Consider the following 13,481-nt stretch of genomic DNA (forward strand, 5'->3'; position numbering starts at 1 on the left):
CAGGCCAAATTACAGTATCTTTCCTTACAGGGTTCTTTTTAAAGCGGAATCAATGTTATGATTCTTAATTATTCAACAAATACCCTGTATTCCATGAGTTCAAAAATCATACGCATTGCAACAAGACAAAGCCCACTCGCTTTATGGCAAGCCAATCATGTACGGGAAATGCTTTTAAAGCTATGGCCAAATCTAACCATTGAGTTGTTACCCATGATAACCTCAGGCGACCAATTTCTTAAAGACAAATTATTAGCCGCTGGAGGAAAAGGATTATTTGTTAAGGAGCTAGAAGAGGCATTATTAGATAAAAGAGCTGATTTAGCAGTCCATTCGACTAAAGACATGCCTGCAGAGCTTCCAGATGGCCTTTCCTTAGCTGCAATTTGCAAAAGACACAATCCTTTTGATGCTTTAATAAGTAAAGAGTTTAAAAATCTGGAAACTTTACCTCAAAATGCAATTATTGGCACATCAAGCCTTAGACGCCAGTCTCAATTATTAGCATTTAGACCAGATCTGCAAATCAAAACCTTACGAGGAAACATCAACACCAGATTGAGCAAACTAGAATCTGGAGAATACCAAGCCATTATTCTTGCTGCCGCAGGCTTGGAAAGAATGGGGTTAGAACATCTCATTACTGAAGTCATACCCGATGGCATTATGCTGCCGACCTGTGGCCAGGGCGCTTTATGCATAGAATGCCGAACTGACAACATAGAGATTCAGGCGCTCATTAATGGTTTAAATGACCCTCTCTCCGCTCTTTGTGTCCACACAGAAAGACGAGTCAATGCCAAATTAGGCGGTAATTGCCATGTCCCCCTTGCTGTTTATTGCTCGCTTACTGCAGAAAACCAACTTTTTTTAAGAGCAAAAATACTTAATCTGGATGGAACCCAAATAATTTATGATAAGCAACAAGGAAATATAGAGGAAGCTGAAAGCATTGCAGATAAATGTACTCAAGCCTTACTCGCCAAAGGAGCAACAAATCTACTCGATACTATATCATCATGACTGAAACACTGAATGGTTTGCGTATCTTAAACACAAGACCAAAAGAACAAGCCCAATTACTTAATAAAAAAATTATTGAGGCTGGTGGTATGCCTATTGATTGCCCTACCTTGGAAATAATCCCTTCTCAAACCAATTGGATAGACAAATTACCTGACTTAAATTCAGTAACCCAAGCGATTTTCATCAGCCCAAACGCAGTTCGCTGTTGCATGAAGGAACTGACATCAAGAGGAATTAATTGGCCCAATAGCATCCGAGTGATTGCTATTGGTAAAGGGACTGCTAGAGTACTCAATGAGTTAAATATTCAAGTTAATGATGTGCCTGAGTTACCTGACAGTGAGCATTTATTGACTCTTGATTCGTTGCAGCAAATAAAAAACCAGGAAATCCTTTTAGTAAAAGGAGAAGGAGGAAGAAAACTGGTTGAGGAATATTTAATGCTTAAAGGAGCAAAGGCATGTATTCTATCAGTATATAAGCGTGCCATGCCAATAATCGACAAAGAATTTATTAATTCTTTGTGGCGCGATGACTTGGTGGACATTATACTGTTAACAAGTGAGCAATCCATACATAATCTTTTTAAAATGTTTGGCAGTGAAAGGCAAGAATGGTTACAAAACAAACCTTGCCTGGTCATTAGTGACCGTCTTGCTAAAGTCGCTACTTTATTCGGCATTAAAAAGATTCTCATTAGCCATCCAGAAAGGATGATAAGTACGTTATTTGACTATAAGGATTAATCCATGGCCAATAGCAATGAAGAACAAAAAAAAACTACTCAAACGAAACAAACACCTAAAGTGGAGACCAGTATCCAATCGCAAACTACGACTCCTTCTTCTGTTGATAAAAATAAATCCTTGATAACCGGATTGGCATTACTTCTTGCCATTATTGCTATCGCCACTTCTATTTATTCCATTCAATTTAACAAACAATTTCAAAATTACCTGATTATTGAAAACAAAGAATTAGCTTCTGAATTAAATAAAGTAAAAGAAGAGCAAAACAATGTTCAAAAGATGGTAGATACGAATGCCAATAGCCTACAACAAGTCCAAAATGATTTCATAAAAAAAATTGATGGCTTAAATAAAGAATTGCAAACCGCCATGAAGCAAAAACTTTATCAAAATAATGATTGGCTACTTCTTAAGGTACGATATTGCCTTGAACTGGCTCAAATTAATGCCCATTGGAGTGACAATTTTAACACTACTGTAGCACTTTTACAGCAAGCTGATGAACTTTTAAAGCACATAAACGCCTCCAAAATATTTACAATTCGCCAAGCCATTGCCAAAGAAATTGCTCAATTAAAGTCTATCCCTATCATTGATATTGCAGGGATCCTGAGTCAATTAGATGCTGCTCAATTGAGTATTAATACTCTGTCTATCCAATCCCTTGTTGAACAGCATGAAGTAAAAAACAATAATTCAACGCCAGAAAAGTCCAGCAAAACCGGGTGGCGTCGTCGAATGCAAGATAGTATGAGCTTTTTGGAGAAATTAGTTGTTATTCGCCGTAACAATGAAAATATCCAACCTTTAATATCTCCTTTGTATGAATCTGCATTAAAGGAAAGTATTCGTCTTAATCTTCAGGAAGCACAATGGGCAGTTCTAAACAATAATCCCGCAGTCTATCAGCTTGCGTTAAATCAGGCTATTACTAACATTAAAAGAGCATTTAATGTAACTTCTCATAACACTGCTGCTTTAATTAAGCAATTGAATGACCTCCAAAATATAAAATTAACTCAAGAAAAACCTGTCATTGGGCAAGCAATCTCACTGCTCAATCAAATGATTGATAATAAGGAATTACCTGTCGATCAAATAAACAGTGGGAAAGGAGAAAATTGAGAATGATACGTGTTCTGTTAGCTTTTATTATTTTACTGCTCTCTGTCTTTCTGGGTATCCAACTTAATAAGGATCCGGGCTATGTATTAATAGCCATTAATAATTGGACTATAGAAACTACCTTATGGATTGCTGTTTTTGGCTTACTTTTTCTGTTTGTTTTAACTTATGGTTTTGTCCAATTTTGTAATAAAATTACAAGAACCCCCAGTATGATAAACAAATGGCATTCTCGTCGCTTAACACAAAAAGCCCAAGCCACTACTCGTAAGGGCTTAATAGAATACAGTGAAGGTTATTGGCAAAAAGCAAAAAATCATTTAATACAAGCCCTACCCAATACCGACACCCCTTTGCTAAATTATTTAACAGCAGCCAGGGCTGCTCAAAAAATGGGGGATAGTAAACTTCGCGATCATTATCTTCGAGAAGCACAACAATCCATGCCAGAAGCAAAAATTGCTGTCGAATTAACCCAAGCGCAATTACAACTTGCCAATCACCAATGGGAACAAGCATTGGCCACATTAAAACATCTTCAAGATTTGGCGCCTCGCCATCCTTATGTATTAAAATTATTAATGAGTCTTTACGAAGAAATCAAAGACTGGCAACAACTCATTGCTCTTTTACCAGATTTAAAAAGAAACCATATAATTTCTGATCAAGCTTTTGAACAACTACAACAAAACACTTATTTGCACGCCATGATTGATTTAGAAAAACACAACCAATCAGAGAACATTACCAATCTTTATCACTCTCTACCCAAATCCCTGGTTAATAATGCAAAAATTGTTGCAGAATATACTCGTTTTTTAATTAAGAACCAGGAGTTTGAGGAAGCTGAATATAATCTAAGACGATGTCTTCGCAAGGAATTTGATAATAAGTTAATTGAACTTTATAGCCTGCTTCCGTGTGAAGAAAATCAATTATTGTTTGCTGAATCATTACTTAAAAAAAATCCTCACTCTGCAGCATTGTATTTATGTTTAGGACGTATCTGCCTTGCTCGGCATTTGTGGGGAAAAGCCAAGCACTATCTTGAACAGTCCATTGAGCTTAACCCAACCCCCACAGCGTTTATAGCGCTTGGTAATCTGCATGAGAAACTGAATGACCCCTTATCTGGGGGAGTCTGCTATAAAAAAGGTCTGGAATTAATAACAAAAGATGAATTATCTCAAAAAGCAAATTAATGGAGGGGGGAAGCAAGGGAATTATACCTCTTTCGAAATGTAATCGTTCACAGGCCGTGTTTAAAAATAGAGTTCATATACTGTGCAACATAACCGGTTATTTTACGTGTCAACTATATCCGTTTCCTTATGGTCGCGGCCTGATGAATCCCATATGGCATAATTAATCTAATAAATTAGTTAATGCTAACATTAAGCTCGTGAATGACTACTTCGAAATTCGCTGCAGCAGAGTTTCGAAAGAAGTCTTTGAGCCCTGATTAAATTATTATTCTTGGATTATGGCATGCGTCGTTACATTCCGTTTCTGTTTTTTCAACCTGGATGGTTACATGCTGGATACTAAAATCTTTTTTCAGTTTCTCAACCAACTCTCTGCGCAAAGCATCGGTTAAGGTTTCCCCAGGCATATACAAATGAACCGAAAGTGCATTTTCTTTCGTACTTATTGCCCAAATATGTAAATCATGTATAGATTTTACACCTGGTATACCCAAGAGGAAATTACTCACATTAATCCATGAAATATCGCGAGGAACACCGTCAATAATTAATCTGAAACTATCTGCAAATAATGACCAAGTGCCTTTTAAAATGATTATTGCAATTAATAAGCCGACAACCGGATCTATCCATATCCATCCTGTTACATATAAAATGGCAGCTGATAAAACTACTCCTACTGATATCAATGCATCATAAAATAAATGCAAATAGGCCCCACGAATATTGAGATCATCCGAACCTCTCATAAACAGAACCGCAGTCGCAGAATTTATAACTATACCAATCCCGGCAACAATCATCACAGATACTGCTTTAATTTCAACGGGTGCAAATAACTTATACATAGCATCAGTGGCAATTACTCCACAAGTAAATACTAACAGTGCACCATTCATCAATGCCGCTAAAATGGTGGTTTTTTTAAACCCATAAGTCGCTTTTGGGGTAGGTTTTCTCTTCATTAGCCCTGTTGCTATCCATGCTAAAATCAGTCCCAATACATCACCCAAATTATGAAAAGCATCTGCTAATAAGCTGGTAGAGTTCGCCAACGAAGCAAAAATAATTTGCATCACAACAAAAAGGCCATTTGCAGTAATTGCAATTATAAAAGCTTTATCATAAGTCACTTCGCCATGATCATGATGATGCGAACCATCATGCGAATGCTTACTCATAGCTCTCCTTCGTTTTTACCTTCAGAATAATAATTTATTCCAATTTTAATTCGATCTCGTGCCTTTTGTTTACGCCAGACGTTTGTATCTCGTAAAGAATAAACACATCCGCAATATTCTTGTTTATAAAACTCTTCTCTTTTGGCAATTTCATACATTCGTTCGGAACCACCATTTTTACGCCAGTTATAGGTCCAATATGTCAACTCTGGGTAATGACTTGCAGCTCGTACCCCACAATCATTTATCTGGTTCATATCTTTCCAACGGGAAATACCTAGAGAACTGCTGATAACGGGAAACCCATGCTCATGAGCATATAATGCTGTCCGTTCAAATCTCATATCAAAACACATGGTGCAACGCTTTCCTCGTTCAGGCTCCCACTCTAATCCCTTAGCTCGTTCAAACCAATTTTCTTTATCGTAATCAGCATCGATAAAGGAGACACCATGTTTTTTTGCAAATTTAATATTTTCTTCTTTTCTTATTTCATATTCTTGAAGAGGATGAATATTGGGATTATAGAAAAATATGGCAAATTCAATCTCGGAAAAAATTAGTGCCTCCATCACTTCGCCTGAGCAAGGGGCACAACAGGAATGTAGTAATAATTTTTTTGCACCATTAGGTAATTCTAACCGTTCTCTAAATGTCATTTTTTTACTTCCGGCAAATTAATAAAATGTTGGCGGTAATAACCCAACTCATTAATGGAATCTTTTATATCATCCAGGGCAAGATGTTTTGACTCCTTAACTACTCCACTCATTAATTCTGGGCGCCAGCGCAGCGCTAGTTCCTTCAATGTACTGACATCCAAATTCCGATAATGAAAATAGGCCGCTAACTCGGGCATATATTTATATAAGAATCTCCTGTCTTGGCAAATGCTATTACCACACATAGGGGATTTTCCTTTATCAATATGCTGTCTTAAAAATTCAATTGTTAATTGTTCTGCCTGAGACTCACTGACGTCACTTTCCAACACTCGTTTGACCAAGCCTGATTGATTGTGCTGTTTTGTATTCCATGCATCCATACTACCAAGAAGAACTTTAGATTGTGATACTGCTAATACTGGCCCCTCTGCAATAATATTTAGCTGTGGATCAGTTACAATCGTAGCAATTTCTATAATTCTATCTTGTTCTGGATCAAGGCCCGTCATTTCTAAATCAATCCAAATTAAATTTTGATTATTTTTCATTTGATTTCCAAGAAGTCAAAATTTGCTCTACACAAGCCACGCGACTTTGATGCATGGCCTCCTTAATGGCTTTCCCTTCGAAACCCTGCGCTATAAATGTCTGTGGTGACACTTTAACACATTGAGATAATATTTCATTCCATAAACGATTCTGGTGATACGTAACCGTTTTTCCACAGCTCTCGGCATCTGCCTGACAGGCGATTAATAATTTATAAAATAATTGCGGTCGTCTAAAAGCATCTACCTGTTCCAAAATCTTAACAACAGTATTAGGACGTAACTCGGATATTCTATGAATATTTAAATGAGCCCGTGACACAATAATTGCTAAATCACGATAATCATTAGGGATATGCAAACGAGAGCATAAAGTCTGAATTAGTTTAACACCTTTCTCTTCATGCTCATGATGTTTAGGCCATGATTGCATTGGTGTGGACGCTTTGCCTAAATCATGAACTAAAGTAGCAAATCGTATTAATGGGTCTTGGCTTAGCTTGGATGAGACTTGTAATGCCATTAGAGAATGAATGCCGCTATCTATTTCCTGGTGATATCGATAAGGATTAGGCACTCCAAATAATGAATTAAGTTCAGGTAAAACCACTCTTAAGGCATCACAAGACCGTAAAGAAAGAATGAATTGTTCTGGATTCTTCTCTACAAGGCTTTTTTGCCATTCCAGCCAGACACGCTCAGGGACTAAATGAGATAACTCACCTCGCTTTACCATAGAATACATTAATAAACGAGTCTCTTTCGCTATTCTAAACCCAAGATGGTGGAATCTGCTGGCAAAACGAGCAACACGTAAAACTCGAACCGGATCTTCAATAAAAGCTGGAGATACATGACGTAATAATTTCTCTTTAATATCACGACGTCCCTGATAAGGATCAATTAAATGCCCTCGCTCATCCATCGCCATTGCATTAATTGTTAAGTCCCGTCTTGCTAAATCTTCCTCCAAGGTAACTGATTTACTAAAATCACAAGTAAAACCATAATATCCAGGTGCAGATTTACGTTCTGTCCGCGCTAATGCGTATTCTTCGTTGGTTTCAGGATGCAAAAAAACAGGGAAGTCGCGGCCTACCTGTCTGTATTTTTTCTTTAATAACTCTTCTGGTGTTGCCCCAACAACTACCCAGTCCCGTTCCAGAACAGGAATTCCCAATAATTGATCACGAACTGCACCACCGACTAAGTAGACTTTCATTAAATAAGATTTACCTTCATACTGTATTATTAATCGCATCAATTATAGTATAGATTGACACTATGAGTAAAAGACGAATCAATAAGCAGCAATCTGCCCGTATAGCCAAAATCCAGAAAACCTATCATGACAACATGGAAAACAACTCTGATAGTTTAGCTGATGGTTTGGTAATTACTCGATTCAGTCGACATGTAGAGATTGAAGACAACGAAGGAAAGCGAATTCTTTGTTCTATCCGGCCTAATCTCAATACGCTGGTTGCTGGTGATAGAATAATTTGGCAGATGGAAGGAGAGGCACAAGGTGTGGTTGTAAGCATCTACCCCAGAGGAAGTGTTCTCGCAAGGCCGAGTCAAAAAGGTCTAAAGAAACCAATAGCAGCAAACATCACTCAAATGGTTGTAGTAATTGCCCCAAAACCTGAAGTCAGTTGGCCACTACTTGATAGTTATTTGATCATGGCTGAGATACTTCAATTGCATGTGGTGATCATCCTTAATAAAATCGATCTCCCTGGTCAAGTACTTCAGGAACGACTAACAACAGATTATCATTCGTTAGGCTACCCTGTCATTATGGCCAGTAATCAAATACCGGATACTATAGAGCCATTAAAAAAAGCCTTAGATAACCAAATTAGTGTTTTTGTTGGTCAGTCCGGGGTAGGAAAATCTTCACTAATTTCAAGCCTATTACCTCATGAACAAAATATAACAATCAATAAAATATCAACTGGTTCTGAATTAGGTAAACACACCACAAGAAATTCACGTTATTATCATTTACCTAGTGGTGGTGCCTTGATAGATTCGCCGGGGGTTCGGGAATTTAGCCTATGGGATATTGATTACTCCACAATTGCTCAGGGATATAAAGAATTCAAACCCTATTTATCTCTTTGCAAATTCCGTAATTGTACACATATCGATACTCCTCAATGCGGTGTTATTACTGCTGTAAGCAAAGGGGAAATTTCAATCCACAGATATGAAAATTTTATAAAATTATGTACGCAATTTAATAAAGTAAAAGAGAAAATCCGAGGATTCCCATCAAGCTAATGAGATACTATCAGTGCAATGAAGTTCTCATATACGGAGCTATAGTTAGAGCTTCATCATTTAGCATGAGTTTCCGATACTCTGACTGATATCCAAGTGCTGTTGATAATAATTGATTCAACAATCCATTCTTGGTTACTTCTCCAAAATCAAACTCTGTAGCTCCTGCCTTAATTTCCTTTTTGATTCTCGCTGCAGCAATCATATTGGCTTTTGTAGTGGTCGTATTAAAAAATAATGGTCTAAGATCCCACCACGTTGCTCCTTCTTTCCTTGTAGCAATATATTTATCCAGAGCACAATCAAGTGCTTCAGACCAAGTTCTGCCATTATTTAGTTGACTAATAAAATATTGTTCAGGAGTGCATTGATATCTATTATATTTAGGAGGCTGCAACAAATTGTTATAAGTTACCATTTGCCCTCCCTCAATATTATTAATGATTAATACGTCTTTACCTGTATCATAACTAAGTGACACTGACATTGATCCAACAGGTAGGCGAATTGTCTTAAATGGAATACTCTTCTCTTGCAATTCTTGAAATTCTCGATAGGCAATCATACTGCGTGGATGGAGGATGAATACAACATCACGTATGTCGTTAAGTTCCTTACCGGATAATTCCAAGGGTATGCTACCCATATAATCACCAAAAATACGATTAGGATTCAAATGATAAAAATATTGAGAGCCATCAACTTTTGTTACTAGTGCTATAGAACATTGATAATATTCATAATGGCCATATAACTTTGATGGCTCCATTTTCATTTTATTGTTGGTACTTACAGTCACATAGGCCAGCTTTTCAGATCCTGCAGTGATGTCGGGAAGTATGTACAGATTTGAAAAGAAAATTGATAAAAATCTTTCTTTCATCAATTTTTGATATAACTGAGGATGTAAATGTTTGCATGAAATAAAACGATCATTGTGAATTGATAAGATTATGCCTACTAATTGCCTCTTTTCTTCCTGAGTGTATTTATCAGTCATTTCAAGATAGGTTAAGGAAGCGACATAACTATCAATCTCGTTTATCATATCTAACGATGTTAATCCCTCAACAAATGTTTCATCATAATGATTTAAAAATTTAATTTTTTGTGCATGACTCAAAAGTTTTGTTCTATCAAGAACCGCATTTCTTAAGGCTAGATCTCTTATATTAGGCATATTACAACTGCACTTCAGAAAACAAATAATTATCAAATTGGACTAATTATAATCTAATTGCCATGCCTGGGCAATATTAGTCTGCCCTTTATTACCTGGTTTAAGTTGGAGAACCAATATAGTCTAACGTTCTTGCAGATTGCTGTGCTTCCTCCACTTCTGCTACAGTTAAAATAGGGCGACTTATTTTTCTTAGATAAATAAGCATATTTTCCAGTTGTTCTCCCTTGTAACTCTCTTTTAATGAGTGCAATATTTCTTTAAAACTCTCTAAAATATCGCTTACTTGCTTTACATCTGCTTTATTAATGAAAAGTTTCTTACTCTCAATGCTCCGGTAAGCTCCAAAAAAATTATTTGAAGTCTCCGTCAGATACGTACTAATGTACAATAAGCGGTTTGCCACATAATCAATACAATTAGCTAAGAATTTATTTTTAGCATCGACTTGATCAAACATTTGAAGGGTTAAAATTAAATTTCTTTTCTGTTGCTCATTAAGACTTTTTAAAAACTTAGTAAATAAAATATTAACTCTTAGTTGAATCAGCAACTCATTATTGTTTTGAGAACAAGTATGTATCAATTCATCCAAAAAATTAACGATTTTAGCGTTCAATGATTTATTAACCACTTTAAGGTGTGACAAAACATGTAATAGCAATTCAGGTTCAAACCAATAAACATCCATTTTAGATAGATCACCGACTTCAACAAGCTGATACCAATCAAGTGTTGATTTGTAATGTGTCAGCCAAGTATAAATATCTTTGTCCTTTTGGCTGTGTTTAATACTTTCTTTCAATACTTTGTTATAGACTGATAGCAACTCTTCAACCCTATTTGAAATCAAATAAGGAGCAAACTGGTTATATATCTCTTGAGCTTCTGAAAAAACTGTATTTTTGATATCCCACAGGCTAATTACTTTCCCCGAAAAAGGAAAAATTTCGAATGGTACAACCAACAATGAAACCAGCAAAGTTTTAACCCGATATAATAAATTATCTCTATTACTTGCTACACTATTCTCCTGCAAGTTCACAGCTTTTAATTCATGATAAAAAGGTATTAACTCTTTCCTTGCAGATTTCAATCTGGGATTAAATTGAAACATCCAACCAGCAATGGCTTCAATTTGTTCATCCACATCATAGGATTGCATCATATTAATTGAAATAAGCAATTCTAATAGATAATAATCTCTACCCTGGTATGGAATTTTAGTCCCATAAAGAAAATTAATACTCTCCAGATCGAACTGATACAATGCTTTAAAAAATTTTTGCACTTCCATTTTAAAAAATTGAATATCAGCATGAGAAGTTTTTAAAGAATAATAATTTTCAATTAACCCAAATAACTGTGGCAATATTTCCAATGGAACTTGCCCCTTCGATTGCATACGAGGAAAAACCTTTTTCTTTAAAAAATCCCAAAAATTATCAAACCTTTCCTCACTAATAGAAAATTCGGCTTTAGATTGGCTGCTTCTATATAATCTCGTTAACTCCTCAATAGTAAAGGGTTCAAATTTTTTAATTGATAAGGTTCTACAAGTTGACAATTCAAATTGATTATCAAGTAAATGTTCACATAATCCTCTTTTTCTATATAAAGTTTTACTATCATAGCCAAGATAAAAATTTTCCAATCGAACTGTTTCACTCAGTGGAGTTAAATTATTAAAATCAACTTGATTGGTTATATGAGGCAGCAAGATTTGCAAATAATTTTTTTCTGAAAATGGCTCCAATTCATGAGCGAATTTAATCCATATTTGATTTACAGCAGAAGGATTAATCAGATAATCAGTATCAGTATCTGCGATCCATCGCTCTCTAAAACACTGCAAAATGAATTGAATATCATCATGAGTTAATGTCTCCGGATCATCCCTGTGACTAAAACGTTCTGACAAAATAGTTACGAATTTTTTATCGCAGGGGATGGGGGATTTCGATTCCCCTAATTCTTTAATAAATTTACGAATGTGTTGTACTAACATTACAATCTTCAGCCTATCCTTAAACCAAAATTGAATCTATAAGCATTTCCAACAAAAATGCGTTGAACAATAATACATTAAACAGGTGTGTTACATAATAATTTTATTTTTATAAATTATTCAATAAGTTGTTGGTGTAACGACAATCTTGAATAGATAAAAAAAAAGCGGCATAAAAGCCGCTTTTAGGAATAAAACCCTGGCGATGACCTACTTTCGCATGAGGAGACCTCACACTATCATTGGCGCGGATTTGTTTCACTACTGAGTTCGAGAAGGGATCAGGTGGTTCCAAATCGCTATAGTCGCCAGGAAAACTGGTTGCCATTGGCTTATGTATTAATTATTTTCAATAAGCCTTTGGTCTGGTAAAGAATTCGAGTCACACATTTTGTTTAGGTATTCAGTTCGCTTACTACAATCTGAAGTCACTCAGATTATATGGTCAAGACAATCAGCCAATTAGTACAAGTTAGCTTCACGCATTACTACGCTTCCACACCTTGCCTATCAACGTCGTAGTCTTCAACGGGCTTCATGGGAAAACTCATCTTGAGGGAGGCTTCCCGCTTAGATGCTTTCAGCGGTTATCCCGTCCGAACTTAGCTACCCGGCAATGCCACTGGCGTGACAACCGGTACACCAGAGGTTCGTCCACTCCGGTCCTCTCGTACTAGGAGCAGCTCCTCTCAATTTTCCTACGCCCACGGCAGATAGGGACCGAACTGTCTCACGACGTTCTAAACCCAGCTCGCGTACCACTTTAAATGGCGAACAGCCATACCCTTGGGACCTGCTTCAGCCCCAGGATGTGATGAGCCGACATCGAGGTGCCAAACACCGCCGTCGATATGAACTCTTGGGCGGTATCAGCCTGTTATCCCCGGAGTACCTTTTATCCGTTGAGCGATGGCCCTTCCATTCAGAACCACCGGATCACTAAGACCAACTTTCGTTCCTGCTCGAGCCGTCACTCTCGCAGTCAAGCACCCTTATGCCTTTACACTCTTGGTACGATGTCCGACCGTACCGAGGGTACCTTTGTGCTCCTCCGTTACTCTTTGGGAGGAGACCGCCCCAGTCAAACTACCCATCATACACTGTCCTCATCCAGGATTACTGGACCAAGTTAGAACCTCAATAACAACAGGGTGGTATTTCAAGGGTGGCTCCATGAGAACTAGCGTCCTCACTTCACAGCCTCCCACCTATCCTACACAGTCATCATCAAAGTCCAGTGCAAAACTATAGTAAAGGTTCACGGGGTCTTTCCGTCTAGCCGCGGGTACACTGCATCTTCACAGCGATTTCAATTTCACTGAGTCTCGGGTGGAGACAGTGTGGCCATCGTTACGCCATTCGTGCAGGTCGGAACTTACCCGACAAGGAATTTCGCTACCTTAGGACCGTTATAGTTACGGCCGCCGTTTACCGGGGCTTCGATCAAGAGCTTCTCCGAAGATAACCCCATCAATTAACCTTCCGGCACCGGGCAGGCGTCACACCCT

General features: G+C 37.3%; 11 protein-coding genes and 2 rRNA genes (1 of these 13 cut by a window edge). 5 read left to right on the forward strand and 8 right to left on the reverse strand.

Features of this window, described 5'->3' with window-relative positions; genetic code table 11:
• Window positions 1–93: 93 nt before the first annotated feature.
• The 4 genes from hemC to ACZ5EK_RS14465 are packed head-to-tail and all read left to right on the forward strand — an operon-like array spanning window position 94 to window position 4,102.
• On the forward strand, window positions 94–1,023 hold the full coding sequence (gene hemC / locus ACZ5EK_RS14450) for a hydroxymethylbilane synthase (RefSeq protein ID WP_464432509.1): 930 nt from the start codon (window positions 94–96) through the stop codon (window positions 1,021–1,023).
• Window positions 1,020–1,772 carry a uroporphyrinogen-III synthase gene (locus ACZ5EK_RS14455; protein ID WP_464430410.1) on the forward strand — a complete coding sequence of 251 codons (753 nt, stop codon included), beginning with the start codon at window positions 1,020–1,022 and terminating at the stop codon, window positions 1,770–1,772. The genes hemC and ACZ5EK_RS14455 overlap by 4 nt, the downstream gene beginning before the upstream one ends.
• Before the next feature lie 3 nt (window positions 1,773–1,775).
• A complete protein-coding gene (locus ACZ5EK_RS14460) occupies window positions 1,776–2,900 on the forward strand; it encodes a uroporphyrinogen-III C-methyltransferase (protein ID WP_464430411.1) in 1,125 nt (374 codons plus the stop codon).
• Between the two features lie 2 nt (window positions 2,901–2,902).
• Window positions 2,903–4,102 (forward strand): heme biosynthesis HemY N-terminal domain-containing protein, encoded by a 1,200-nt coding sequence (locus ACZ5EK_RS14465; protein WP_464430412.1) that lies wholly within the window; start codon window positions 2,903–2,905, stop codon window positions 4,100–4,102.
• Window positions 4,103–4,362: 260 nt separating this feature from the next.
• Here the strand turns inward: ACZ5EK_RS14465 and ACZ5EK_RS14470 are convergent, their stop codons facing one another.
• From ACZ5EK_RS14470 to ACZ5EK_RS14485, 4 genes are read right to left on the reverse strand one after another with little or no spacing between them, the layout of a single operon-like run.
• Window positions 4,363–5,286: a cation diffusion facilitator family transporter gene (locus ACZ5EK_RS14470; protein WP_464430413.1), complete on the reverse strand. Its 924-nt coding sequence runs from the start codon at window positions 5,284–5,286 to the stop codon at window positions 4,363–4,365.
• On the reverse strand, window positions 5,283–5,945 hold the full coding sequence (locus ACZ5EK_RS14475) for an epoxyqueuosine reductase QueH (RefSeq protein ID WP_464430414.1): 663 nt from the start codon (window positions 5,943–5,945) through the stop codon (window positions 5,283–5,285). Before ACZ5EK_RS14475 ends, ACZ5EK_RS14470 begins: the two co-directional genes overlap by 4 nt.
• The gene (gene orn, locus ACZ5EK_RS14480; protein ID WP_464430415.1) at window positions 5,942–6,499 is read right to left on the reverse strand and encodes an oligoribonuclease; all 558 of its coding nucleotides are present in this window, start codon (window positions 6,497–6,499) and stop codon (window positions 5,942–5,944) included. Before orn ends, ACZ5EK_RS14475 begins: the two co-directional genes overlap by 4 nt.
• Window positions 6,489–7,721 carry a multifunctional CCA addition/repair protein gene (locus tag ACZ5EK_RS14485; protein WP_464430417.1) on the reverse strand — a complete coding sequence of 411 codons (1,233 nt, stop codon included), beginning with the start codon at window positions 7,719–7,721 and terminating at the stop codon, window positions 6,489–6,491. Before ACZ5EK_RS14485 ends, orn begins: the two co-directional genes overlap by 11 nt.
• Window positions 7,722–7,783: 62 nt before the next feature.
• Here ACZ5EK_RS14485 and rsgA point away from each other — a divergent pair, with 62 nt between their 5' ends.
• Window positions 7,784–8,785 carry a ribosome small subunit-dependent GTPase A gene (gene rsgA / locus ACZ5EK_RS14490; protein WP_464430418.1) on the forward strand — a complete coding sequence of 334 codons (1,002 nt, stop codon included), beginning with the start codon at window positions 7,784–7,786 and terminating at the stop codon, window positions 8,783–8,785.
• A gap of 10 nt (window positions 8,786–8,795) precedes the next feature.
• On the opposite strand, the gene ACZ5EK_RS14495 is transcribed toward rsgA, so the two are convergent.
• From ACZ5EK_RS14495 to ACZ5EK_RS14510, 4 genes are all read right to left on the reverse strand, one after another.
• A complete protein-coding gene (locus ACZ5EK_RS14495) occupies window positions 8,796–9,965 on the reverse strand; it encodes a lpg2744 family Dot/Icm T4SS effector (RefSeq protein ID WP_464430419.1) in 1,170 nt (389 codons plus the stop codon).
• Window positions 9,966–10,065: 100 nt separating this feature from the next.
• The gene (locus tag ACZ5EK_RS14500; protein ID WP_464430420.1) at window positions 10,066–11,619 is read right to left on the reverse strand and encodes a lpg2745 family Dot/Icm T4SS effector; all 1,554 of its coding nucleotides are present in this window, start codon (window positions 11,617–11,619) and stop codon (window positions 10,066–10,068) included.
• 551 nt (window positions 11,620–12,170) lie between these two features.
• A 5S ribosomal RNA gene (rrf, locus tag ACZ5EK_RS14505) occupies window positions 12,171–12,286 on the reverse strand.
• A 128-nt stretch (window positions 12,287–12,414) separates the two neighbouring features.
• Window positions 12,415–13,481, reverse strand: a 23S ribosomal RNA gene (locus tag ACZ5EK_RS14510) (it continues 1,829 nt past the right edge of the window).

It is taken from the genome of Legionella sp. JM-2024 (genome assembly GCF_055389095.1).